Annotated in this window: 32 protein-coding genes; 3 read left to right on the forward strand and 29 right to left on the reverse strand. The window is 34.4% G+C overall.

Going from position 1 to position 21,521, the window contains the following annotated elements:
• Positions 1 to 25: 25 nt before the first annotated feature.
• From rpsK to rpsL, 29 genes are all read right to left on the reverse strand, one after another.
• Positions 26 to 409: a 30S ribosomal protein S11 gene (gene rpsK, locus AWN65_RS10690; protein ID WP_060383151.1), complete on the reverse strand. Its 384-nt coding sequence runs from the start codon at positions 407 to 409 to the stop codon at positions 26 to 28.
• A gap of 11 nt (positions 410 to 420) precedes the next feature.
• Entirely contained in the window at positions 421 to 795 is a 375-nt protein-coding gene (rpsM, locus tag AWN65_RS10695; protein WP_060383152.1) for a 30S ribosomal protein S13, read from the reverse strand.
• Between the two features lie 2 nt (positions 796 to 797).
• Positions 798 to 914, reverse strand: a complete 117-nt coding sequence (gene ykgO, locus AWN65_RS10700; protein WP_014166264.1) for a type B 50S ribosomal protein L36 — start codon at positions 912 to 914, stop codon at positions 798 to 800.
• A gap of 1 nt (position 915) precedes the next feature.
• Positions 916 to 1,131: a translation initiation factor IF-1 gene (infA, locus tag AWN65_RS10705; RefSeq protein ID WP_026725626.1), complete on the reverse strand. Its 216-nt coding sequence runs from the start codon at positions 1,129 to 1,131 to the stop codon at positions 916 to 918.
• Position 1,132: 1 nt separating this feature from the next.
• Positions 1,133 to 2,479, reverse strand: a complete 1,347-nt coding sequence (secY, locus tag AWN65_RS10710; RefSeq protein WP_060383153.1) for a preprotein translocase subunit SecY — start codon at positions 2,477 to 2,479, stop codon at positions 1,133 to 1,135.
• A 14-nt stretch (positions 2,480 to 2,493) separates the two neighbouring features.
• The gene (gene rplO / locus AWN65_RS10715) at positions 2,494 to 2,946 is read right to left on the reverse strand and encodes a 50S ribosomal protein L15 (protein WP_060383885.1); all 453 of its coding nucleotides are present in this window, start codon (positions 2,944 to 2,946) and stop codon (positions 2,494 to 2,496) included.
• Between the two features lie 12 nt (positions 2,947 to 2,958).
• On the reverse strand, positions 2,959 to 3,141 hold the full coding sequence (rpmD, locus tag AWN65_RS10720) for a 50S ribosomal protein L30 (RefSeq protein ID WP_060383154.1): 183 nt from the start codon (positions 3,139 to 3,141) through the stop codon (positions 2,959 to 2,961).
• A gap of 12 nt (positions 3,142 to 3,153) precedes the next feature.
• The gene (gene rpsE / locus AWN65_RS10725) at positions 3,154 to 3,678 is read right to left on the reverse strand and encodes a 30S ribosomal protein S5 (RefSeq protein ID WP_014166268.1); all 525 of its coding nucleotides are present in this window, start codon (positions 3,676 to 3,678) and stop codon (positions 3,154 to 3,156) included.
• 6 nt (positions 3,679 to 3,684) lie between these two features.
• Complete coding sequence (gene rplR / locus AWN65_RS10730) at positions 3,685 to 4,038, reverse strand: 50S ribosomal protein L18 (RefSeq protein WP_060383155.1); 354 nt, start codon at positions 4,036 to 4,038, stop codon at positions 3,685 to 3,687.
• Positions 4,039 to 4,049: 11 nt separating this feature from the next.
• Entirely contained in the window at positions 4,050 to 4,595 is a 546-nt protein-coding gene (rplF, locus tag AWN65_RS10735; RefSeq protein WP_060383156.1) for a 50S ribosomal protein L6, read from the reverse strand.
• A 14-nt stretch (positions 4,596 to 4,609) separates the two neighbouring features.
• Complete coding sequence (gene rpsH / locus AWN65_RS10740) at positions 4,610 to 5,008, reverse strand: 30S ribosomal protein S8 (RefSeq protein ID WP_014166271.1); 399 nt, start codon at positions 5,006 to 5,008, stop codon at positions 4,610 to 4,612.
• An 80-nt stretch (positions 5,009 to 5,088) separates the two neighbouring features.
• Positions 5,089 to 5,358 carry a 30S ribosomal protein S14 gene (gene rpsN / locus AWN65_RS10745; RefSeq protein WP_014166272.1) on the reverse strand — a complete coding sequence of 90 codons (270 nt, stop codon included), beginning with the start codon at positions 5,356 to 5,358 and terminating at the stop codon, positions 5,089 to 5,091.
• Positions 5,359 to 5,361: 3 nt separating this feature from the next.
• Positions 5,362 to 5,913 (reverse strand): 50S ribosomal protein L5, encoded by a 552-nt coding sequence (gene rplE, locus AWN65_RS10750; RefSeq protein ID WP_060383157.1) that lies wholly within the window; start codon positions 5,911 to 5,913, stop codon positions 5,362 to 5,364.
• A 2-nt stretch (positions 5,914 to 5,915) separates the two neighbouring features.
• On the reverse strand, positions 5,916 to 6,227 hold the full coding sequence (gene rplX / locus AWN65_RS10755) for a 50S ribosomal protein L24 (protein ID WP_060383158.1): 312 nt from the start codon (positions 6,225 to 6,227) through the stop codon (positions 5,916 to 5,918).
• An 11-nt stretch (positions 6,228 to 6,238) separates the two neighbouring features.
• The gene (gene rplN, locus AWN65_RS10760) at positions 6,239 to 6,607 is read right to left on the reverse strand and encodes a 50S ribosomal protein L14 (RefSeq protein WP_014166275.1); all 369 of its coding nucleotides are present in this window, start codon (positions 6,605 to 6,607) and stop codon (positions 6,239 to 6,241) included.
• Between the two features lie 2 nt (positions 6,608 to 6,609).
• Positions 6,610 to 6,867, reverse strand: coding sequence for a 30S ribosomal protein S17 (gene rpsQ, locus AWN65_RS10765; RefSeq protein WP_060383159.1), 258 nt, complete (start codon positions 6,865 to 6,867; stop codon positions 6,610 to 6,612).
• 19 nt (positions 6,868 to 6,886) lie between these two features.
• Positions 6,887 to 7,078, reverse strand: coding sequence for a 50S ribosomal protein L29 (rpmC, locus tag AWN65_RS10770; protein WP_060383160.1), 192 nt, complete (start codon positions 7,076 to 7,078; stop codon positions 6,887 to 6,889).
• 12 nt (positions 7,079 to 7,090) lie between these two features.
• Positions 7,091 to 7,516 carry a 50S ribosomal protein L16 gene (gene rplP, locus AWN65_RS10775; RefSeq protein WP_060383161.1) on the reverse strand — a complete coding sequence of 142 codons (426 nt, stop codon included), beginning with the start codon at positions 7,514 to 7,516 and terminating at the stop codon, positions 7,091 to 7,093.
• An 18-nt stretch (positions 7,517 to 7,534) separates the two neighbouring features.
• Positions 7,535 to 8,278: a 30S ribosomal protein S3 gene (gene rpsC / locus AWN65_RS10780; protein WP_060383162.1), complete on the reverse strand. Its 744-nt coding sequence runs from the start codon at positions 8,276 to 8,278 to the stop codon at positions 7,535 to 7,537.
• A gap of 5 nt (positions 8,279 to 8,283) precedes the next feature.
• Positions 8,284 to 8,694, reverse strand: a complete 411-nt coding sequence (rplV, locus tag AWN65_RS10785; protein ID WP_060383163.1) for a 50S ribosomal protein L22 — start codon at positions 8,692 to 8,694, stop codon at positions 8,284 to 8,286.
• Between the two features lie 8 nt (positions 8,695 to 8,702).
• Positions 8,703 to 8,981, reverse strand: coding sequence for a 30S ribosomal protein S19 (gene rpsS, locus AWN65_RS10790; RefSeq protein ID WP_014166281.1), 279 nt, complete (start codon positions 8,979 to 8,981; stop codon positions 8,703 to 8,705).
• A gap of 6 nt (positions 8,982 to 8,987) precedes the next feature.
• Complete coding sequence (rplB, locus tag AWN65_RS10795; protein ID WP_060383164.1) at positions 8,988 to 9,812, reverse strand: 50S ribosomal protein L2; 825 nt, start codon at positions 9,810 to 9,812, stop codon at positions 8,988 to 8,990.
• A gap of 10 nt (positions 9,813 to 9,822) precedes the next feature.
• Positions 9,823 to 10,110, reverse strand: a complete 288-nt coding sequence (gene rplW / locus AWN65_RS10800) for a 50S ribosomal protein L23 (RefSeq protein WP_060383165.1) — start codon at positions 10,108 to 10,110, stop codon at positions 9,823 to 9,825.
• Between the two features lie 6 nt (positions 10,111 to 10,116).
• A complete protein-coding gene (gene rplD, locus AWN65_RS10805) occupies positions 10,117 to 10,746 on the reverse strand; it encodes a 50S ribosomal protein L4 (protein ID WP_060383166.1) in 630 nt (209 codons plus the stop codon).
• On the reverse strand, positions 10,746 to 11,363 hold the full coding sequence (rplC, locus tag AWN65_RS10810; protein ID WP_060383886.1) for a 50S ribosomal protein L3: 618 nt from the start codon (positions 11,361 to 11,363) through the stop codon (positions 10,746 to 10,748). The genes rplD and rplC overlap by 1 nt, the downstream gene beginning before the upstream one ends.
• Positions 11,364 to 11,479: 116 nt before the next feature.
• The gene (gene rpsJ / locus AWN65_RS10815; protein ID WP_014166286.1) at positions 11,480 to 11,785 is read right to left on the reverse strand and encodes a 30S ribosomal protein S10; all 306 of its coding nucleotides are present in this window, start codon (positions 11,783 to 11,785) and stop codon (positions 11,480 to 11,482) included.
• A gap of 11 nt (positions 11,786 to 11,796) precedes the next feature.
• Complete coding sequence (fusA, locus tag AWN65_RS10820; RefSeq protein ID WP_060383167.1) at positions 11,797 to 13,941, reverse strand: elongation factor G; 2,145 nt, start codon at positions 13,939 to 13,941, stop codon at positions 11,797 to 11,799.
• 11 nt (positions 13,942 to 13,952) lie between these two features.
• A complete protein-coding gene (gene rpsG, locus AWN65_RS10825; protein ID WP_060383168.1) occupies positions 13,953 to 14,429 on the reverse strand; it encodes a 30S ribosomal protein S7 in 477 nt (158 codons plus the stop codon).
• Between the two features lie 112 nt (positions 14,430 to 14,541).
• Positions 14,542 to 14,922, reverse strand: coding sequence for a 30S ribosomal protein S12 (rpsL, locus tag AWN65_RS10830; protein WP_014166289.1), 381 nt, complete (start codon positions 14,920 to 14,922; stop codon positions 14,542 to 14,544).
• A gap of 125 nt (positions 14,923 to 15,047) precedes the next feature.
• Between rpsL and AWN65_RS10835 the strand changes: the two genes are divergently transcribed.
• The 3 genes from AWN65_RS10835 to AWN65_RS10845 all read left to right on the forward strand — a co-directional run bounded on the left by AWN65_RS10835 (position 15,048) and on the right by AWN65_RS10845 (position 21,513).
• Complete coding sequence (locus AWN65_RS10835) at positions 15,048 to 16,739, forward strand: BamA/TamA family outer membrane protein (protein ID WP_060383169.1); 1,692 nt, start codon at positions 15,048 to 15,050, stop codon at positions 16,737 to 16,739.
• Positions 16,740 to 16,821: 82 nt separating this feature from the next.
• Positions 16,822 to 20,034: a SusC/RagA family TonB-linked outer membrane protein gene (locus AWN65_RS10840; RefSeq protein WP_060383170.1), complete on the forward strand. Its 3,213-nt coding sequence runs from the start codon at positions 16,822 to 16,824 to the stop codon at positions 20,032 to 20,034.
• 3 nt (positions 20,035 to 20,037) lie between these two features.
• On the forward strand, positions 20,038 to 21,513 hold the full coding sequence (locus AWN65_RS10845; protein ID WP_060383171.1) for a SusD/RagB family nutrient-binding outer membrane lipoprotein: 1,476 nt from the start codon (positions 20,038 to 20,040) through the stop codon (positions 21,511 to 21,513).
• Positions 21,514 to 21,521 lie beyond the last annotated feature (8 nt).

Below are 21,521 nucleotides of genomic sequence, written 5' to 3' on the forward strand. Positions count from 1 at the left end.
AAAGATGTTAAAAATTCAAACATCCTTAAACTCTACGTCTTTTTGGAGGACGACATCCGTTGTGTGGTAATGGAGTAACGTCAATAATTTCTGTCACTTCGATACCTGAGTTATGGATTGAGCGGATTGCTGATTCTCTTCCGTTTCCAGGTCCTTTTACAAACACTTTCACTTTTTTAAGACCAGCTTCTAAAGCAACTTTTGAGCAATCTTCTGCTGCCATTTGAGCTGCATACGGAGTATTCTTTTTAGAACCTCTGAAACCCATTTTACCAGCAGATGACCAAGCTACAACTTCACCTTTCTTGTTTGTTAAAGAAATGATGATGTTGTTAAAAGTTGAACTTACGTGTGCCTCACCAGTAGACTCAACAACAACTTTACGTTTTTTTGTATTTGCTTTCGCCATATTACTAATTATTATTTAGTTGCTTTCTTCTTGTTAGCAACAGTTTTTCTTTTACCTTTTCTTGTTCTAGAATTGTTCTTAGTTCTTTGACCTCTTAAAGGAAGACCAGATCTGTGACGGATTCCTCTGTAACATCCGATATCCATTAAACGTTTGATGTTTAATGATGTTTCAGAACGTAATTCTCCTTCAATTTTGTAATAAGAAACCGCTTCACGGATTGCACCGATTTCATCGTCATTCCATTCAGACACTTTTTTATCTTGGCTTACCTGAGCTTTCTCTAAGATTTTGATAGCTCTACTTTTTCCAATTCCGAAGATATATGTCAAAGCGATGACACCTCTTTTGTTTTTAGGTATATCTACCCCTGCTATTCTTGCCATAATTATCCTTGTCTTTGTTTAAATCTAGGATTCTTTTTGTTAATAACGTATAATCTTCCTTTTCTACGAACGATAATGCATTCCGCACTTCTCTTCTTAATTGATGCTCTTACTTTCATTTTAGTATCTATAAGTAATTCTTGCTTTAGACAAATCGTAAGGGCTCATTTCTAGTTTCACTTTGTCACCAGGTAACAATTTGATGTAGTGCATACGCATTTTTCCAGAAATGTGAGCAATTACAACATGCCCGTTTTCTAATTCTACACGGAACATGGCATTGGACAATGCCTCTATAATTGTTCCATCTTGTTCAATTGCTGATTGTTTTGCCATATTAAGCTACTGCTTTTCTGTTTTTACCTGTTTTCATCAAACCATCATAATGCTGATTCAACAAGTATGAATTGATTTGTTGAATTGTATCTATTGCAACTCCAACCAAAATCAAGAGTGATGTACCACCAAAGAACAATGCCCATTGTTGCTGTACTCCTAACACATTCATAACAATAGCTGGGAACACAGCTAACAATGCTAAGAAGATAGCTCCTGGGAATGTAATTAAAGACATCACATGATCTAAAAAGTCAGCTGTTTCCATTCCAGGCTTAACTCCTGGGATAAAACCACCACTTCTCTTTAAATCATCAGCCATTCTTGTTGTTGGCATAGTAATAGCAGTGTAAAAGTACGTAAAAATTACAATTAACGTAGCAAACACTAAATTATACTCCCAACCAAATATATTTTGGAATCTTGTACTGATCGATTGAGCTGTTTCAGAAGATGATAAACCAGCCACGGCAGCAGGTATAAACATAATAGCTTGCGCAAAAATGATTGGCATAACACCTGAAGCATTCAACTTCAAAGGAATAAATTGACGATTACCCCCCATCAAGTCTTGCTCTAGATCTCCAGAAACGGTACGGCGTGCATATTGCACTGCCACTTTTCTAACTGCCATAGTCATTAAAACGCAGGCAATAATGACAAGTAACCACACGATGATTTCTACAACAATCTTCATTAAACCTCCGTTGTTTTGAGAAACAGCAGATGAAAACTCCTGAGCAAATGCTTGTGGTAAACGAGCAACAATACCTACTAAGATTAACAACGAAATACCGTTTCCGATACCTTTATCTGTAATTTTTTCACCTAACCACATCGCAAATAAAGTACCAGTAGTTAAAATTAATACAGATGAGAACAAGAAAGCAAATGAATTAAATCCTAATAAAAATGCTTCACCTGGTAAAGTACGGTATAAGTTATAAATATAACCAGGACCTTGAATTAACGTAATACCAATAGTTAACCATCTTGTAATTTGGTTCATCTTTTTTCTTCCACTTTCTCCTTCTTTTTGTAATTTTTGTAAATAAGGGATAGCGATTCCCATTAACTGAACTACAATTGAAGCAGAAATATAAGGCATTATACCCAACGCAAAAACAGATGCTTGTGAAAAAGCACCTCCCGTAAATACATTAATTAACCAACCAATACCTTTATCAGTCTGATTGGTTAACCCTTGCAACTTAGTCGCATCAATTCCCGGCAATGTTACGTGAGCTCCGAAACGATAAACTAACAGAAGTCCTAATGTAAATAGGACTCTGTTTCTTAGTTCCTCAATTTTCCAAACGTTTTGTAACGATTCAATAAATTTTTTCATCGTGTCTAGAAAATTTATAATTCTATAGCTTCTCCTCCAGCTGCTTCAATAGCTGCTTTAGCAGATGCTGTGAATTTGTGTGCACTAACTTTTAATTTAGTTTTAAGCTCACCTCTACCTAAAATCTTAACAACTTCAGTTTTAGTAGCTAAACGATTTGCAACTAAAGTAGCAAAATCTACTGTATCAGTTACAACACCATTATCAACTAGAGCTTGTAAAGTATCTAAGTTTACACCTTGATATTCAACTCTATTGATATTTTTGAAACCAAACTTAGGAACACGTCTTTGAAGAGGCATTTGCCCTCCTTCAAAACCAATTTTTTTAGAGTAACCTGAACGAGATTTAGCTCCTTTGTGACCACGTGCAGCAGTACCACCTTTACCAGAACCTTCTCCTCTACCTACTCTTTTATTTTGGTTATGTGTTGAACCTTCAGCTGGCTGTAAATTACTTAAATTCATAACAGTCATTTGTTATTTAGTTTCTTCTGTAGAAACTAAGTGTTTAACTTTATTTACCATTCCAAGGATAGCAGGAGTTCCTTCATGCTCAACTACTTGACCCATTTTACGAAGTCCTAAAGCTTGCATTGTTCTCTTTTGATCCTGAGGACAATTAATAATGCTTCTTACTTGTTTTACTAATATCTTAGCCATAATTTCCTTGAATTAACCTTTGAATACTTTCTCTAAAGATACTCCTCTTTGTTTAGCCACAGTAACTGCACTTCTCATTTGCAGTAAAGCATCAAAAGTTGCTTTTACCACATTATGAGGGTTAGAAGAACCTTGAGATTTAGATAATACATCGTGAACTCCTACTGATTCAAGAACCGCACGTACAGCACCACCTGCAATTACTCCAGTACCATGAGAAGCTGGCATTAATAATACTCTAGCTCCACCAAACTTACCTTTTTGTTCGTGTGGCACAGATTGTCCACTCAAAGGAATTCTTACTAAGTTTTTCTTAGCATCTTCTACTGCTTTTGCAATAGCTTCAGAAACGTCTTTAGATTTTCCTAATCCGTGACCCACTACACCGTTCTCGTCACCTACTACTACGATAGCTGAAAAACCAAATGCTCTACCACCTTTAGTAACTTTAGTAACACGATTAACACTAACCAAACGATCTTTCAATTCAAGACCTCCTGGTTTTACTAGTTCTACGTTTTTATAATTATGATACATAATTTCTTAGAATTTTAATCCAGCCGCTCTAGCGCCTTCTGCTAATGATTGAACACGACCATGGTATAAATAACCACCTCTATCAAATGTTACTGTATCGATACCTGCTTTTAAAGCTTTTTCAGCAAGTAATTTTCCAACTACTGCTGCTACTTCAATTTTAGTACCTTTAGCATCCACCTCTTTTTCACGAGAAGAAGCTGCTAATAATGTAACACCATTTACATCATCTATAAGCTGAGCATAGATTTCTTTGTTACTTCTGAATACAGATAAACGAGGTCTTGCAGCTGTACCGCTTACAATTTTTCTAATTCTGTACTGTATTCTTTGTCTTCTTTCAGATTTTGTTAATGACATAATCTTAATTTTTAAGCTGATTTACCTGCTTTTCTTCTTAATACTTCACCTACAAACTTAATACCTTTTCCTTTATATGGTTCAGGCTTACGGAAAGAACGGATTTTAGCCGCTACTTGCCCTAATAATTGTTTATCATAAGAAGTTAGCTTTACAATAGGATTTTTACCTTTTTCAGAAACAGTTTCCACAGTTACCTCTGAAGCTACTTCTAAAACGATATTATGAGAATACCCTAAAGCTAAATCAAGTTTATTCCCTTGATTAGAAGCACGGTATCCAACACCTACTAATTCTAATTCTTTTGTAAAACCAGTAGATACACCAGTAATCATGTTATTAATTAAAGCTCTAAATAAACCATGTTGAGCTCTTTCTTCTTTGCTATCTGCAGCTCTTGAAACAAGAACCTGATTTTCTTCAATAGTTACTGTTACGTTGTCAGTAATCTCTTGAGAAAGCTCTCCTAATTTCCCTTTTACAGTAATAACTGAATCTTTTAATTCTACAGTTACTCCAGCAGGAATGGCGATTGGACTTTTACCTATTCTTGACATCTCTTAACTCTTTTTTAGTATACGTAACAAATTACCTCACCACCTACATTTAACTGTCTAGCTTGCTTGTCAGTCATTACTCCTTTAGAAGTAGAAACAATAGCAACGCCTAAACCATTTAAAATTCTAGGTAATTTAGTGGCACCTGCATACTTACGTAAACCTGGTTTACTAATTCTTTGAATGTTCTTGATTACCGCTTCCTTAGTATCTTTATCATACTTTAAAGCGATTTTGATTGTTCCTTGAACAGTCTCATTTTCGAATTTGTAGCTAAGGATATAACCTTGATCGAATAAGATTTTTGTGATTTCTTTTTTAAGATTAGATGCAGGAATCTCTACCACTTTGTGGCTTGCCTTCGAAGCATTTCTAATTCTTGTTAAGAAATCCGCAATTGGATCTGTATACATATAAACAAAATTGCGGTTATGGTTTTCAACCCACACTCGTGGGTTGAACCTATAACCTGTTAATAATCTCTTTTATAATCTTACCAGCTAGCTTTTCTAACTCCTGGTATCAATCCTTGGTTTGCCATTTCACGGAAAGTTACACGTGAAATACCGAATTGACGCATATACCCTCTTGGTCTACCTGTTAATTTACAACGATTGTGCAAACGAACTGGCGAAGCATTCTTTGGTAATTTTTGCAAAGATACATAATCTCCAGCTTCTAACAAAGCTTTTCTTTTCTCTGCATATTTTTCTACCGTTTTTTGTCTTTTCACCTCGCGGGCTTTCATTGATTCTTTAGCCATGTCTTAATTCTTTTTAAAAGGTAAACCTAATTCAGCTAATAATGATTTTGCTTCCTTATCTGTTTGTGCAGATGTTACGAAAGTAATATCCATACCCGTAATTTTATTTACTTTATCGATATCAATTTCAGGGAAGATAATTTGCTCAAGAACTCCAAGGTTGTAATTTCCTCTACCGTCAAAACCTGTAGATTTAATACCGTTAAAGTCTCTCACACGTGGCAATGAAGCGGTGATCAAACGATCTAAAAACTCATACATTCTTTCTCCACGTAAAGTTACTTTTGCACCAATTGGCATCCCTTTTCTTAATTTAAAAGACGCAACGTCTTTTTTAGAAATAGTAGCTACTGCTTTTTGACCAGTAATCTTTGTCAATTCTTCTACAGCATATTCGATAAGTTTTTTATCTGAAACCGCTGCACCAACTCCTTTACTTAAAACGATTTTTTCCAATTTAGGAACTTGCATTACGTTTTTGTAACCGAATTCAGCTGTAAGAGCAGCAATTACTCTGCTCTTATATTCTTCTTTTAGTCTAGGTATATAAGCCATCACTATAATACTTGATTAGATTTTTTTGAAAATCTTACTTTCTTATCTCCTTCTACTTTAAAACCAACTTTAGTAGCATTACCTTTAGCATCTACTAACATTAAGTTTGAAACGTGTATAGGAGCTTCTTTTTTAACGATTCCACCTTGAGGATTTTGAGCACTTGGCTTAGTGTGTTTAGACACTATATTTACCCCCTCAACTACCGCTTTGTTTTTTTCACGAATTACACGTAAAACCTTACCTTCAGCACCTTTGTGGTCACCTGCGATAACCTTTACAGTGTCACCTGATTTTATTTTTAGCTTCATCATCGTAATAATAATTAAAGCACTTCTGGTGCTAATGATACAATTTTCATGAATTGTTTTTCACGAAGTTCTCTAGCTACTGGACCGAATACACGAGTTCCTCTCATTTCACCTGCTGCATTTAACAACACACAAGCGTTATCATCGAAACGGATATAAGATCCATCTGCTCTTCTTACTTCTTTTTTAGTTCTAACAACAACTGCAGTTGAAACCGCACCTTTCTTAACGTTTCCGTTAGGAGTTGCATCTTTGATAGCTACTACAATTTTGTCACCAACTGAGGCGTAACGTCTTTTTGTTCCACCTAAAACACGGATAGTTAAAACTTCTTTAGCTCCCGTATTATCTGCTACTTTTAGTCTTGATTCTTGTTGTACCATAATTATTTCGCTCTTTCAATGATTTCAACTAATCTCCAACACTTAGTTTTACTTAATGGACGAGTTTCCATGATTTTCACTGTATCACCAATGTTACAGTCATTCTTTTCGTCGTGTGCAACATATTTCTTAGTTTTTAACACGAACTTACCATATAATGGGTGTTTTACTTTAGTTACTTGAGAAACAACAATAGACTTATCCATTTTGTTAGAAGTAACAACACCAACTCTCTCTTTTCTTAAATTTCTTTTTTCCATCTTTTCAGCTGAATACTATTTATTGAAGCTCTCTTTTAGTTAATTCAGTTGCGATTCTCGCTACTGAACGTCTGATACTTCTAATTTGAAGTGGATTCTCGATTGGAGAAATAGCATGAGCAATTTTCAGGTCGGCATAAGTCTTTTTTAATTGAACTAGCTTTTCTTGTAACTCAGCTGCAGATAGATTTTTAATTTCTGATTGTTTCATAATCTTCTTATATTATGCTTCGAAATCTCTAGCAACGACGAATTTAGTTTTTACTGGTAATTTTTGAGCTGCAAGACGTAAAGCCTCTTTTGCAACTGCTAGTGGTACGCCACCTACCTCAAACATAATTCTTCCTGGTTTAACAACAGCAGCCCAGTATTCAACTGCACCTTTACCTTTACCCATACGTACTTCAAGAGGCTTCTTAGTGATAGGTTTGTCTGGGAAAATTTTGATCCATAATTGCCCTTCACGTTTCATATAACGAGTTGCTGCAATACGAGCCGCTTCGATTTGGCGTGAAGTTAAGAAAGCACCTGTTTCGTGAACCGATTTAATTCCAAACATTCCATTTGAAAGTTCGTGACCTCTATTAGAGTTCCCTTTCATTCTACCTTTCTGTACCTTACGGTATTTTGTTCTTTTAGGCTGTAACATTTTTCTTTAATTTAAAAATTACTTTCTTTTACGAGCTCCTTGTTTACCGTTTGATTTTCCACCACGTGGAGCATCACCACCTTTACCACCTTGTGCAGCTTTTTTATCCATACCTACAAGTGGAGAAAGGTCTCTTTTACCGTAAACTTCACCTTTCATGATCCATACTTTAACCCCCATTCTACCATAAGTAGTATGCGCTTCAGCTAAAGCATAATCAATGTCAGCTCTGAAAGTTGATAGAGGAATACGTCCTTCTTTGAAACTTTCTGAACGTGCCATTTCAGCACCATTTAAACGACCAGAAATCATTACTTTGATACCTTCAGCGTTCATTCTCATAGAAGCTGCAATAGCCATTTTGATTGCTCTTCTGTAAGAAATACGACCTTCAATTTGACGACAGATGCTATTAGCAACTAAATAAGCGTCTAACTCAGGTCTTTTGATTTCAAAGATGTTGATTTGAACCTCTTTGTCAGTAATTTTCTTAAGTTCTTCTTTTAACTTGTCTACCTCTTGACCACCTTTCCCGATAATGATACCAGGTCTAGCAGTAGTGATAGTAACGGTTACAAGTTTTAAAGTTCTCTCGATGATTACTTTTGACACACTAGCTTTTGATAAACGAGCGTGGATATACTTTCTGATTTTGTAATCTTCAGCGATTTTATCACCGTAGTCATTACCACCATACCAGTTAGAATCCCATCCTCTGATGATACCAAGGCGATTTCCGATTGGATTAGTCTTTTGTCCCATCTTTATTAATTGCTTTGTGTGTTATTAATTGATCCTAATACGATTGTTACGTGATTAGAACGTTTTCTAATTCTGTGTGCACGACCTTGTGGTGCTGGACGTAATCTTTTTAACATCATACCACCATCCACTTTGATCTCTTTTACAAATAAGCCTGCTTCAGCTACATCACCTTCACTATTTTTTTGCTCCCAGTTATTGATTGCAGATAATAAAAGTTTTTCTAATTTTCTTGAAGCTTCTTTTTGACTAAAACGTAATATGTTTAGTGCATTCTCAACTTTCTGACCTCTTACCAAGTCTGCTACTAAGCGCATTTTTCTAGGTGAAGTAGGGCAGTTATTTAACTTAGCAAATGCGATAGACTTATTAGCCTCTTTTCTTGCCTCTGCTGTTTCTCTTTTACGAACTCCCATGTCTTCTTTTATTTTTTACCTTTATTTTTAGCTCCAGCGTGACCTCTAAAAGATCTAGTTGGTGAAAACTCACCTAACTTGTGTCCTACCATGTTTTCAGTAACATATACTGGAACAAATTGACGACCGTTGTGAACTGCGATTGTTTGTCCTACGAAATCAGGAGTAATCATTGAAGCTCTAGACCAAGTTTTAACAACATTCTTGTTTCCTGCTTCAGCATTCTCCAATACTTTCTTCTCTAATTTATAGTGTACGAAAGGTCCTTTTTTTAATGAACGTGCCATATCTTATTATTTCTTTCTACGTTCTACAATATACTTGTTGCTCGGGTTTTGTTTAGCACGGGTTCTATAACCTTTAGCTGGTAAACCTTTTCTTGAACGTGGGTGACCTCCAGATGAACGTCCTTCACCACCACCCATTGGGTGATCAACTGGGTTCATTGCTACCGGTCTAGTTCTTGGTCTTCTACCTAACCATCTAGATCTACCTGCCTTACCAGAAACAATTAACTGGTGGTCAGAGTTAGAAACTGCTCCGATTGTTGCAGTACAAGTTAATAAGATTAATCTTGTTTCTCCAGAAGGCATTTTGATAGTAGCATATTTACCATCACGAGCCATTAACTGAGCAAATGTACCTGCCGAACGAGCGATTGTTGCACCTTGACCTGGACGTAACTCAATACAAGAAATTACTGTTCCTAGAGGAATTTTGCTTAATGGCATAGTGTTCCCGATTTCTGGAGCTACATCAGCACCTGAAATAACAGTTTGTCCTACTTTTAAACCATTTTGAGCAATGATATATCTTTTTTCACCATCAGCATAAGCTAATAACGCGATAAAAGCAGTTCTGTTTGGATCATACTCAATTGATTTCACTGTAGCTGGAATACCATCTTTAGTTCTTTTGAAATCAATGATACGATATCTTTGTTTGTGACCACCGCCTGTATAGCGCATAGTCATCTTTCCTTGACTATTTCTACCTCCAGATGATTTTTTCGGCGCGATTAATGAACGCTCCGGCTTATCAGTAGTAATGGCGTCAAAACCATTAACAACTCTAAAACGCTGACCTGGGGTAATAGGTTTTAATTTTCTTACTGACATCTTACTTTACTTAGTTGTTGTAAAAATCAATTGTTTCTCCTTCTTTAACTTGTACGATTGCTTTTTTATAAGCATTAGTTTTCCCTGATATCATACCACTTTTTGTATATTTAGTAGTACGATCTGGACGTACATTCATTGTATTTACCTCTACAACAGTTACACCATAAGCAGCCTCAACAGCTTTCTTAATTTGAACTTTGTTAGCTTTTTTATCTACAACGAAACCAAAACGGTTGAATATTTCTCCGTCTTTAGTTACTTTTTCTGTAACGATAGGTTTTATAATGATACTCATGGCCTATTATTTGCTTAAATTTTGTTCGATTCCTTCTAAAGATCCCTCTAAAAGAACTAAATTATTTGCGTTTAATATCGCATAAGTACTTAATTCTGAGTTAGTGATTACAGAAGATTTTTGTAAGTTACGAGATGATAAATAAACATTTTTGTTTTCACCACCTAAAACGAACAATGATTTTTTGTTTTCTAACCCTAACGCTTTTAACACGTTAATGAAATTTTTAGTACTTGGAGCTTCGAAACCGAAGTCTTCTAATACGATTAAGTTAGATTCTTTCGCCTTTAAAGCTAAAGCAGATTTACGAGCTAAACGCTTTAATGCTTTATTTAATTTAAAAGAATAGTTTCTTGGTCTTGGACCGAAAACAGTTCCTCCTCCTTTAAACAAAGGACTCTTTTTAGATCCTGCACGAGCAGTACCAGTTCCTTTTTGTTTTTTAATTTTACGAGTACTACCAGCAACTTCAGCTCTTTCTTTAGCTTTGTGTGTCCCTTGACGTTGATTAGCCAAATATTGTTTCACATCTAAGTAAAGAGCATGGTTATTAGGCTCAATTGCGAAAACTGAATCAGAAAGCTGTACTTTTCTTCCAGTATCTTTTCCGTTGATATCTAATACTTTTACTTCCATTACTTCTGAATGATTACATAAGAGTCTTTATGCCCAGGAACACATCCTTTAACAACAAGTAGGTTCTTTTCAGCAACTACTCTTAAAACTCTAAGATTTTGAACTTTAACATTGTCTCCACCCATTCTTCCAGCCATACGCATTCCTTTGAATACTCTAGAAGGATAAGATGAAGCACCTACTGAACCTGGTGCTCTTAAACGGTTGTGCTGACCGTGAGTAACTTGTCCAACACCACCAAATCCGTGACGTTTTACAACCCCTTGAAAACCTTTACCTTTAGAAACACCTTGAACATCTACGAATTCACCTTCAGCGAATAAGTCTACAGTGATCACATCACCTAATTTGTGCTCATTTTCAAACCCTTGGAATTCAACAACTTTCTTTTTCGCAACTGTCCCAGCCTTTTTGAAGTGACCTTCAGCAGCTTTTGTAGTGTGCTTTGCAGATTTGTCATCGAAACCAAGTTGAAGAGCCTCATACCCGTCAACCTCATTGGTTCTGACTTGGGTAACAACGCAAGGACCAACTTCAATAACAGTACAAGGGATATTTTTCCCGTTCTCGTCGAAGATGCTAGTCATTCCGATTTTCTTTCCGATTAACCCAGACATACTTAAATAATTAATTATTAATAATATATAAAACTCTAATTTTGAGTGCGCAAAAGTAAGCATTATGTTTTGAATATCAAAACATAATGCTTAAATATTTTAATTTAAGTGATTTATCACACTTTAATTTCAACTTCTACTCCACTTGGAAGCTCTAATTTCATTAAAGCGTCGATCGTTTTTGAAGATGAAGAATAAATATCTAACAATCTTTTATATGAACTCACTTCGAATTGTTCTCTTGATTTTTTGTTTACGTGCGGAGAACGTAACACAGTGAAAATCTTTTTGTTAGTAGGTAATGGAATTGGACCAGTAACTACTGCACCTGTACTTTTTACAGTTTTTACGATTTTTTCTGCTGATTTATCAACCAACATATGATCGTAAGATTTTAATTTTATTCTGATTTTTTGACTCATTTTCTTAAAAATTAAGCGTTACCTTTAGCTTTCTTAATTACTGCCTCTGAAATGTTAGATGGAGTTTCTTCGTAGTGAGAAAATTCCATTGTTGATGTAGCACGACCTGAAGATAATGTTCTTAAAGTAGTTACATAACCAAACATTTCTGATAATGGAACGTTTGCTTTAATAGTCTTAGCACCGTTTCTATCACCCATATCATTTACTTGACCACGACGACGGTTTAAGTCACCTACGATATCACCCATGTTTTCTTCTGGAGTGATAACTTCAATTTTCATGATTGGCTCAAGGATTACAGCTCCAGCAGCTTTTGCCACTTCTTTGTAACCTAATTTAGCAGCTAATTCAAAAGATAAAGCATCTGAATCCACCGCGTGGTAAGAACCGTCTAATAAAGTTACTTTTAAACTATCCACAACATATCCTGCTAAAGGACCTTGTTTCATAGCTTCTCTGAAACCTTTTTCAACAGCTGGAATATATTCCTTAGGAACGTTACCACCTTTAACTTCATTAACAAACGTTAACCCGACAGCCCCTGCTTCAGCTGGCTCTAAACGGAAAACGATATCACCGAATTTACCACGTCCACCCGATTGTTTTTTATAAACTTCACGGTGTTGCGCAGATTTTGTAAAGGCTTCTTTGTACTCTACCTGAGGCTCTCCTTGATCTACTTCAACCTTGAACTCACGTTTCATACGGTCTACTAAGATATCTAAGTGAAGCTCACCCATACCAGAGATAATCGTTTGACCTGAAGCCTCATCAGTTCTAACTGTAAATGTTGGATCTTCTTCAGCTAATTTAGCCAAAGCCATACCCATTTTATCTACGTCAGCTTTTGTTTTAGGCTCAATAGCGATACCAATTACTGGATCAGGGAATTTCATTGATTCAAGGATGATAGGATTTTTCTCATCACACATTGTATCACCTGTCTTGATATCTTTGAAACCTACTGCCGCTCCAATATCACCTGCCTCGATATATTCGATTGGATTTTGCTTGTTAGCGTGCATTTGGTAGATACGAGAGATACGCTCTTTATTTCCTGAACGCGTGTTTAAGATATAAGAACCAGCATCTAAACGACCAGAATAAGCACGGAAGAATGCTAAACGACCTACATAAGGGTCAGTAGCAATTTTAAATGCTAAAGCAGCAAACGGCTCTTTTACATCTGGACGACGTAAGATTTTAGTTTGATCTTCTTCTAATAAATCTGCATCATCAGGGTGAATACCTTCGATACCTTCTTTATCTAAAGGAGATGGTAAATATTTACAAACTGCATCCAACATGAACTGAACTCCTTTGTTTTTGAATGAAGATCCACATAACATTGGAATAATAGCCATATCAATAGTCGCAGCACGTAACGCGTTATTAATTTCGTCTTCAGTAATTGAATTTTCATCTTCCATGTACTTATCTAATAAGTTTTCATCATAAGAAGCGATCTCTTCAATTAATTTAGAACGATATTCCTTTACTTCATCAACCATATCCGCAGGGATATCAATAATATCAAAAGTAGCACCTTGTGTTTCATCATGCCATACAATAGCTTGATTTTTCACCAAGTCAACTACTCCTTTAAAATCGTTTTCCTCACCGATTGGCAATGTAATAGCTACTGCATTAGAACGTAACATATCCTTAACTTGTTGACACACATTAAGGAAGTTAGAACCTTGACGATCCATTTTATTTACGAATCCCATACGAGGAACTCTATATTGGTCAGCTAATCTCCAGTTTGTCTCAGATTGAGGCTCAACACCATCAACTGCAGAAAACAAGAATACTAAACCATCTAATACACGTAATGAACGGTTTACCTCTACTGTAAAGTCAACGTGACCTGGAGTATCGATAATATTAAAGTGGTAAGGCTTAGATTCTGCAATGTTTTTACCTTGATCAGTTGGAAAATTCCAAGTACAAGTTGTAGCTGCAGAAGTAATAGTAATACCTCTTTCTTGCTCCTGAGCCATCCAGTCCATAGTAGCAGCACCATCGTGCACCTCACCAATTTTGTGAGACTTACCTGTATAGAACAAGATACGCTCTGTAGTGGTAGTTTTACCTGCATCGATGTGAGCAGCAATACCAATATTTCTAGTATATTTTAAATCTCTTGCCATTTCTTTACGAATTAAAATCTAAAGTGAGAGAATGCTTTATTAGCTTCCGCCATTTTATGAGTATCCATTCTTTTCTTAACAGCAGCACCTTCTTCTTTAGCCGCAGCTAAAATTTCAGACGCTAAACGAGCTGCCATAGATTTCTCATTTCTTCTTCTAGCATAAAGAATTAACCATTTCATCGACATAGAAATTTTTCTATCTGGACGAATTGGCATTGGTATTTGAAAAGTAGCACCTCCCACACGACGAGAACGAACTTCTACGTGAGGCATAACATTAGTTAAAGCATCTTTCCAAATTTCTAATGATGTCTTTTCAGCATCTTGCTTTTTAGTTTCAACGATCTCTAAAGCATCGTAGAATACTGCAAAAGCAGTCGATTTTTTACCATCCCACATTAAGTTGTTCACAAAACGTGTAACTAATTGATCGTTAAATTTTGGATCTGGTAAAAGAGGTCTTTTTTTGGCCTGTCTTTTTCTCATTTCTTTTTGTTACTTTTTTAAAGTTTCAAGTTTCAAGTTTGAAGTTTCAAGTTTACAGCTCTTCGCTTTTCACTAATTACTTTTCACTTTTCACTCTTTACTTAATTAAAAATTACTTTTTGTCTTTAGGGCGTTTAGCACCATATTTAGATCTTCTTTGTAAACGACCGTTAACTCCGGCAGTATCCAAAGCACCACGTACGATGTGGTATCTAACTCCTGGTAAATCTTTTACCCTTCCACCTCTAACTAATACTATCGAGTGCTCTTGTAGATTGTGTCCTTCTCCTGGGATGTAAGCATTTACTTCATTACCGTTAGTCAAACGTACACGCGCAACTTTACGCATTGCAGAGTTTGGCTTTTTAGGCGTTGTAGTATATACACGCGTACAAACCCCTCTTCTTTGAGGACAAGAATCCAAAGCAGCCGATTTACTCTTCTTAGTTAATTTGGCTCTTCCAGTTCTTACTAATTGTTGAATTGTTGGCATAATTAATACTAAATTATTTACTAGTTTATAAAATCCCGCTATTTACGCGGGCTGCAAAGGTATATATAATTTCCAAAAAAACAAACTCTAAAACATTAATTTTCAGCACTATTCTTTTCTACACAATGAAAATGATTTTTTTACATTATTTTTACCCCAAAAGACAAGCCTTGAAACCTTTTTATTATATCATATTTTTTTTTATTTTTCCTCACAAAAACTGGGGACAATACACTTACCTAGAAATCAAAGGAAACTCTACCTATCAAAGCAAAATAATAGATTCTATACCCTTTTCAAAAAAACATCTTGATTCTATTTCTCTTTTTAAGGAAATCAATAAAATCACTAAAACCTTAACTCAACAAGGCTACATAGAACAAAAAATAATATCCAACACTAAATTTAACGACAGCACACGCATCATAAAATATGAACTCGGGAGTCGTATACAAAAAATCCACATTTACCTAGGAAATCATAAAATCTTATTAGAGGAAAAACAGGACACTTTAAAAATAAATTTTAAAAACCTAGACACACAATTCTTAAATTTCACTAAGATATTAGAAAAAAAAGGATTTCCTTTAACTGAAATAAAACTCTCCAACATAAAGAAAGAAAAACAAATTTTATATACAGAAATCACAATTCCTAAAGACACAAAAAGAAGTATTAGCGAAATACGAATAAATGGCTATTCCAACTTTCCAAAAAATCATTTACATCACATACAAAAACACTATCAAAGAAAAACTTTTAATGAAAATATTTCTATAGAAATTAAAAATAGTTTTAAAAAATTTCCTTTTTGCAAAACAATAAAAGAAGAAGAAGTTCTTTTCTCAAAGGACTCAACTATAATTTACGCTTATTTAGAAAAACAAAAAAAGAACACCTTTGACGGCTATATCGGATTCACTTCTTTAAAAAACAAACTAAAACTAAATGGTCATTTAGATTTAAAATTACTAAACACATTAAATTCAGGAGAAAAACTTAATCTATACTGGAACAATAATGGAGATCAGCAATCTCTTTTTAATTTAAGTTCTGAAATACCCTACATATTCAGAACTTCATTATCTTTAAAAGGCGATTTAAACTTTTTCAAACAAGACAGCACTTTTCAGAAAACAAAATCCGAAATAGAATTAGGATATTTAATAAATTACAACACCCGTTGTTATATAGGCTACCAAGAAACTGAATCAAGCGACATACAAAACTCAAAACTAAGAACACTAACAGATTATAAAAATTATTTTTATACTATTAGCTTTCAATTGACAAATCAAATTTCAAACGAAACACCGTTTAGCGAAAAAACGAATCTGATCTTTAAAACAGGAGCTGGAAAAAGAAACACAACAAACCATACAACACAATATTTCATATCCGCAGAATTATCTCATCTATTCTTATTCAACAACCAAAACAGCTTATTCATTAAAAGTCAAAATTATTACCTAAACAGCAATTTTTATTTAACCAATGAATTATTCCGATTCGGCGGAATTAACTCCATCAGAGGTTTTAACGACAATAGCCTTCAAGCTCATTTCTTAACTTCAATCATATCAGAATATCGATATAAAATCAACCACAACTTATACATACACAGTATTATTGACTACGCGCATACCGAAGATGCAACTTTAAAAACAAAGAACGACTTAAAAAGTTTTGGATTAGGTTTTTATTTAATCAACAAAAAAAGTCTTATTCACATACAATATAGCAATGGAAGAAGCAATAATACTGACTTAAAGATTAAAAATTCTATTTTTCATATAAATTTATCTTTTAATTTATAATAATCACTAAAAAATCAAATAAAAAAAATAAACTTTAAAATTTATTTCACATATTTGCATGAACTAATCAATTAATTATTTTATGAGATCAAAATTTAAATGGATTTACACACTACTGATAGTGTTGACAGTTCAGTTTTCTTTTGCACAAGAGAAAACTATTACTGGAGTGGTAACAGATGCTTCTGGACCATTACCTGGAGTAAATGTATTAGTTAAAGGTACACAACGTGGAACTTCAACGGGATTTGATGGTAAATACAGCATTAAGGCGAAAGAAGGAGAAACTTTAATCTTCTCTTTTATGGGAATGAAAGAAACTTCAAAAGTTGTTGGAGCTTCTAACATAATGAACACCGTAATGCAAAACGATTCTAAAGTTTTGGGAGAAGTAGTAGTTACAGCTCAAGGTATATCAAGAGAAAAAAAATCATTAGGATATTCAACACAAAAACTTGATGCGGCCACAATTAACCAAGTTCCGACTAGTAATTTCATTAATAACCTATCTGGTAAAGTTGCAGGTCTAGAAATAAGAAATAATTCTAATTTCGGAGGTTCTAGTAATATCGTCCTAAGGGGTACAAAAAGCTTAACTGGTAATAACCAAGCTCTTATCGTAATTGACGGAGTACCTATCAACAATTCTAACCTAAATGATTCCGACACAGCAAGTGGAAGACAAGGCTTTGATTTTGGTAACTCTGCCTCTGATATAGATCCAAATAATATTGAATCTATAAATGTTCTTAAAGGCACTTCTGCAACCGCCCTATACGGTAGTGAAGCTGCAAATGGAGCTATTATTATTACAACTAAAAAAGGTAAAAAAAGAACTGCCTTAGGAATCAGTATAAGTTCAACATTATCTATATCAAATGCAAATAAGCAAACCTTACCAACATATCAGAAAGAATATGGAGGGGGTTATGCTGGTGAAGGCAGTAACTATAATGCTGATATTTTTGGCAATCCTAATGCTGTAGTAAATTCAACAGGAGATGATGCTTCTTACGGAAATGCTTTCAATCCTAACCAATTGGTATACCAATGGAATTCATTTGTAATAGGAAACCCCAACTATGGAAAAGCTACTCCTTGGGTAGCAGCTTCAAATGACCCTAACAGTTTCTTTACAACTGCTTTTTCCACTGTAAATAATATCAATTTCAATGGAGGAGATGAAAAATCTGCTTATAATTTATCGTATACAAATAACAATGAAACTGGAATTTTACCAAACAGTAGTTTGAATAAAAACTCAATTAATGGTAACTTCTCAAGAGATTTTACAAATAAATTAAAATCAAATACCTTTATTACATTTACTGACCAAAGTACAAAAGGTAGAAATGCAACAGGTTACGGAGACAATATAATAACTGGTTTTAGACAATGGTGGCCAGTGAACGTAGATGTTAAAGAATTAGAGAAAGAATATTTCAGAACAAAACAAAATATAACATGGAATCAAATAGACCCTACAAATGGTGATTTAAGAGCGAACTTCTGGAATAACCCATACTGGGATAGATATGAAAATTACGAAACAGACACAAGAACTAGGGTTCTAACAGGTAGTAGCCTTAGTTATGATATTTCAAAAAATTTAAATATTTTAGGAAGAGCTACACTGGAATATTCATACGACAACCAAGAACTAAGAAAAGCAATAGGAAGTCATGCTGAAAACTTTGGTATAACGGGAGGTAATGCTTCTTCTGGTTACAGTATTTTTACAAGAGATTTCTTACAACAAACTTATGATTTAATAGCTACTTACAAATTTAATATAAGTAAAGATTTTGGCGCAAGAATTTTAGGAGGATATACATTTAAAAAAGCGAACTCAAGAAGTTTATTTGGATCAACTACAGGAGGTCTTGCAAAACCTTACTTGTATTCATTACAAAATTCTAATGTATTTCTTGCCCCACTTCAATCAGAACTAAAATATGAAAAAAGCGGAATCTACACCCAAGGAACGTTAGATTATAAAAAAATAATTTATCTAGAAGGAACAATACGCCATGATGAAAGTACGGCCTTATTAGGAGCAGAAAACAAATACAATTACTTTTCTCTAGGTACAAGTTTGATATTATCCGAAATAATCAAAAAAGACTGGTTAAATCTAGCTAAATTAAGAGTAAATTATGCTGAAGTAGGTAATGATTTAGCTTTTGGAAGATTAGGCTCACGTGCTTTTAACGGAATCATAGATGGAAATCCTTTATTTGGTAATTCTACAACTTATTACGAACAAGGAAAATTAAAACCCGAAGTTCAAAAATCAATAGAAGCTGGTTTAGAACTAGGACTATATGATAGAGTAAATCTAGATTTATCACTTTATAAAACCAATATCACTAATCAAATTTTTAACGTCCCACAGACTGGAGCAACTGGTTATACATCTGCGCGTATTAATGCTGGAGAAATGGAAAATAAAGGTATTGAAATTGCCTTATCTGGAAGCCCTATAAAAACGCAAAAATTCTCTTGGGAAGTTGGTCTTAATTGGTCGAAAAACATCAATATTGTTAAATCCTTAAACCAAGGAAGAGACAATTTACTTTTAGCAAACTTTCAAGGAGGTGTATCTTTGAACGCAACCGTAGGCGAAGCTTATGGTACATTAAGAGGAACTGACTATGTATATGACGCTAATGGCAACAAGGTAGTAGGTTCAAATGGATTTTATTTAACACAAAACAATAAAGTACTTGGAACTATACAAGCTGATTGGATAGGAGGTCTAAGTAACAAAATTAGATATAATGATTTTTCCTTAAACTTTTTGATTGATGTTAAAAAAGGAGGTAATGTTTATTCTTTAGACCAGGCGTATGGACAAGAAACAGGTATATATCCTGAAACAACGGGATTAAACCATCTAGGAGTACCCGTAAGAAACGCAAACAATGGGGGTATCATACTACCTGGAGTCTTAGAAAACGGACAACCTAACAATATTATAGCAGATGCCTCTTCGTCGGGAGGAACGGCCTTTAGCACTGACACTAATCCAAATAAAGCTTATATTTACGATGCTTCATACATTAAATTAAGAGAAGTTGGATTAACATATAACTTACCTAATAAATACATCGAAAAACTAGATCTTTCTAACGTTAGCTTTAGTTTATTAGGAAGTAATTTATGGATAATACATAAAAATACACCATATAGTGATCCTGAAGCAGGTTCTTCAGCTGGAAATATTCAAGGATTTCAATCAGGTGTAATGCCAGCAATTAAAACATATTCATTTAACATGAAAATCAACTTCTAAGAAATGAAAAAAACGATAATAAAATTAACAGCAATTTCATCATTATTAATAACAAGCTGTATAAGCGAAGATTTAAATTTTAATGATGATAGTAAAAAAGCTTATGATGTTTCCGCTGAATCATTATTAAGCAATTCTCAAAAAGGCATATCTGATCAGTTAGCATCTCCTAGCGTTAACGAAAATGTTTTTAGGTATTTTTCACAATATTGGGCAGCCACATTATATACTGCAGAATCCAGATATAACCTAATAAACCGAAATATCCCTGGTTTTCATTGGAATAATTTATACAGAGATGTATTAGGAAATTTAAAGTCCGCAGAAGAGGTTATTCAAAACGAAATAAAACCTGATAAAACATCAGCTACTGACTGGGTAAAGATACAAACAAATAAGAAAGCAATAATTGAAATTTTAAGAGTTTATACTTATCAAAATTTGGTTGACACTTTTGGGAACGTGCCATATACTGAATCATTAAAAAACCAAGCTAACATCTTACCGAAATACGATGATGCAGCAACAATATACTCAGATTTGATAAACAGATTAAATAATGCAATTAATAATCTAGATTTACACTCTGAGAGCTTTAAAAGTGGTGATTTAGTATACAATGGAAATGTTGAAAAATGGTTTAAATTCGCAAATTCTTTAAAAGTAAAATTGGGTATAAACTTAAGCGATTTCAATCCAGCTTTATCTAAGCAAACAGTAGAAACAGCAGTAGCTGGAGGCTTAATAATATCTAACAACGATAACGCCTTGTTTAAGTATTCACCATCTGCTCCTACATATAATCCCATTTATGACAATTTAGTAGCTAGCAATAGAAATGATTTTGTCCCTGCAAAAACAATTGTCGACTACATGAATTCTCTTACGGATCCTAGAAGGAGTGTATTTTTCACTAAATTGGAAAATAATTATGTAGGTGGTATTTATGGAGCTCAGAATGCTAATCCATACGCAACCTCCTATTCTCATATTGGAGACTTAATCAAAAAATCAGATGCTTTTGGAGTTCTTATTGACGCAGCTGAGATCAATTTCTTATTAGCTGAAGCAGCTGAAAGAGGTTATACAGTTGGAAATAATGCTGAACATTATTATAATAGTGCTATTACAGCATCAATGAATTATTGGAATATTCCTCCAGCTGACATTAACACTTACTTGTCTCAACCTACAATTAACTACACAACAGCCACTGGTAGTTGGAAAGAAAAAATAGGTATGCAAGCTTGGGTAGCTATGTATAATAGAGGTTTTGAATCTTGGACTTTCTACAGAAGACTAGATTATCCTATATTAAAAGCTCCTACAAAAGCCGTAGCTGCAGCGGACAAAAAAGTTCCAGTTAGATATACTTATCCTATATCTGAATCAACAATAAACGGTTTAAATTACACACAAGCCTCACAAGCTATTGGTGGCGATAAATTATACACCAAAATTTTCTGGGATAAAAATTAAACCTTTTT

This window comes from Flavobacterium covae, assembly GCF_001534645.1.
Lineage (GTDB): Bacteria > Bacteroidota > Bacteroidia > Flavobacteriales > Flavobacteriaceae > Flavobacterium > Flavobacterium covae.

What these genes read in the sequence shown, in the direction of transcription:
- rpsK (WP_060383151.1), bottom strand. Translation starts at nt 409, where the DNA reads ATGGCGAAAGCAAATACAAAAAAACGTAAAGTTGTTGTTGAGTCTACT.
- rpsM (WP_060383152.1), bottom strand. Translation starts at nt 795, where the DNA reads ATGGCAAGAATAGCAGGGGTAGATATACCTAAAAACAAAAGAGGTGTC.
- ykgO (WP_014166264.1), bottom strand. Translation starts at nt 914, where the DNA reads ATGAAAGTAAGAGCATCAATTAAGAAGAGAAGTGCGGAATGCATTATC.
- infA (WP_026725626.1), bottom strand. Translation starts at nt 1,131, where the DNA reads ATGGCAAAACAATCAGCAATTGAACAAGATGGAACAATTATAGAGGCA.
- secY (WP_060383153.1), bottom strand. Translation starts at nt 2,479, where the DNA reads ATGAAAAAATTTATTGAATCGTTACAAAACGTTTGGAAAATTGAGGAA.
- rplO (WP_060383885.1), bottom strand. Translation starts at nt 2,946, where the DNA reads ATGAATTTAAGTAATTTACAGCCAGCTGAAGGTTCAACACATAACCAA.
- rpmD (WP_060383154.1), bottom strand. Translation starts at nt 3,141, where the DNA reads ATGGCTAAGATATTAGTAAAACAAGTAAGAAGCATTATTAATTGTCCT.
- rpsE (WP_014166268.1), bottom strand. Translation starts at nt 3,678, where the DNA reads ATGTATCATAATTATAAAAACGTAGAACTAGTAAAACCAGGAGGTCTT.
- rplR (WP_060383155.1), bottom strand. Translation starts at nt 4,038, where the DNA reads ATGTCATTAACAAAATCTGAAAGAAGACAAAGAATACAGTACAGAATT.
- rplF (WP_060383156.1), bottom strand. Translation starts at nt 4,595, where the DNA reads ATGTCAAGAATAGGTAAAAGTCCAATCGCCATTCCTGCTGGAGTAACT.
- rpsH (WP_014166271.1), bottom strand. Translation starts at nt 5,008, where the DNA reads ATGTATACAGATCCAATTGCGGATTTCTTAACAAGAATTAGAAATGCT.
- rpsN (WP_014166272.1), bottom strand. Translation starts at nt 5,358, where the DNA reads ATGGCTAAAGAATCAATGAAAGCCCGCGAGGTGAAAAGACAAAAAACG.
- rplE (WP_060383157.1), bottom strand. Translation starts at nt 5,913, where the DNA reads ATGGCTTATATACCTAGACTAAAAGAAGAATATAAGAGCAGAGTAATT.
- rplX (WP_060383158.1), bottom strand. Translation starts at nt 6,227, where the DNA reads ATGATGAAGCTAAAAATAAAATCAGGTGACACTGTAAAGGTTATCGCA.
- rplN (WP_014166275.1), bottom strand. Translation starts at nt 6,607, where the DNA reads ATGGTACAACAAGAATCAAGACTAAAAGTAGCAGATAATACGGGAGCT.
- rpsQ (WP_060383159.1), bottom strand. Translation starts at nt 6,867, where the DNA reads ATGGAAAAAAGAAATTTAAGAAAAGAGAGAGTTGGTGTTGTTACTTCT.
- rpmC (WP_060383160.1), bottom strand. Translation starts at nt 7,078, where the DNA reads ATGAAACAATCAGAAATTAAAAATCTATCTGCAGCTGAGTTACAAGAA.
- rplP (WP_060383161.1), bottom strand. Translation starts at nt 7,516, where the DNA reads ATGTTACAGCCTAAAAGAACAAAATACCGTAAGGTACAGAAAGGTAGA.
- rpsC (WP_060383162.1), bottom strand. Translation starts at nt 8,278, where the DNA reads ATGGGACAAAAGACTAATCCAATCGGAAATCGCCTTGGTATCATCAGA.
- rplV (WP_060383163.1), bottom strand. Translation starts at nt 8,694, where the DNA reads ATGGGAGTTCGTAAAAGAGAAACAGCAGAGGCAAGAAAAGAGGCTAAT.
- rpsS (WP_014166281.1), bottom strand. Translation starts at nt 8,981, where the DNA reads ATGGCACGTTCATTAAAAAAAGGACCTTTCGTACACTATAAATTAGAG.
- rplB (WP_060383164.1), bottom strand. Translation starts at nt 9,812, where the DNA reads ATGTCAGTAAGAAAATTAAAACCTATTACCCCAGGTCAGCGTTTTAGA.
- rplW (WP_060383165.1), bottom strand. Translation starts at nt 10,110, where the DNA reads ATGAGTATCATTATAAAACCTATCGTTACAGAAAAAGTAACTAAAGAC.
- rplD (WP_060383166.1), bottom strand. Translation starts at nt 10,746, where the DNA reads ATGGAAGTAAAAGTATTAGATATCAACGGAAAAGATACTGGAAGAAAA.
- rplC (WP_060383886.1), bottom strand. Translation starts at nt 11,363, where the DNA reads ATGTCTGGGTTAATCGGAAAGAAAATCGGAATGACTAGCATCTTCGAC.
- rpsJ (WP_014166286.1), bottom strand. Translation starts at nt 11,785, where the DNA reads ATGAGTCAAAAAATCAGAATAAAATTAAAATCTTACGATCATATGTTG.
- fusA (WP_060383167.1), bottom strand. Translation starts at nt 13,941, where the DNA reads ATGGCAAGAGATTTAAAATATACTAGAAATATTGGTATTGCTGCTCAC.
- rpsG (WP_060383168.1), bottom strand. Translation starts at nt 14,429, where the DNA reads ATGAGAAAAAGACAGGCCAAAAAAAGACCTCTTTTACCAGATCCAAAA.
- rpsL (WP_014166289.1), bottom strand. Translation starts at nt 14,922, where the DNA reads ATGCCAACAATTCAACAATTAGTAAGAACTGGAAGAGCCAAATTAACT.
- AWN65_RS10835 (WP_060383169.1), top strand. Translation starts at nt 15,048, where the DNA reads ATGAAAATGATTTTTTTACATTATTTTTACCCCAAAAGACAAGCCTTG.
- AWN65_RS10840 (WP_060383170.1), top strand. Translation starts at nt 16,822, where the DNA reads ATGAGATCAAAATTTAAATGGATTTACACACTACTGATAGTGTTGACA.
- AWN65_RS10845 (WP_060383171.1), top strand. Translation starts at nt 20,038, where the DNA reads ATGAAAAAAACGATAATAAAATTAACAGCAATTTCATCATTATTAATA.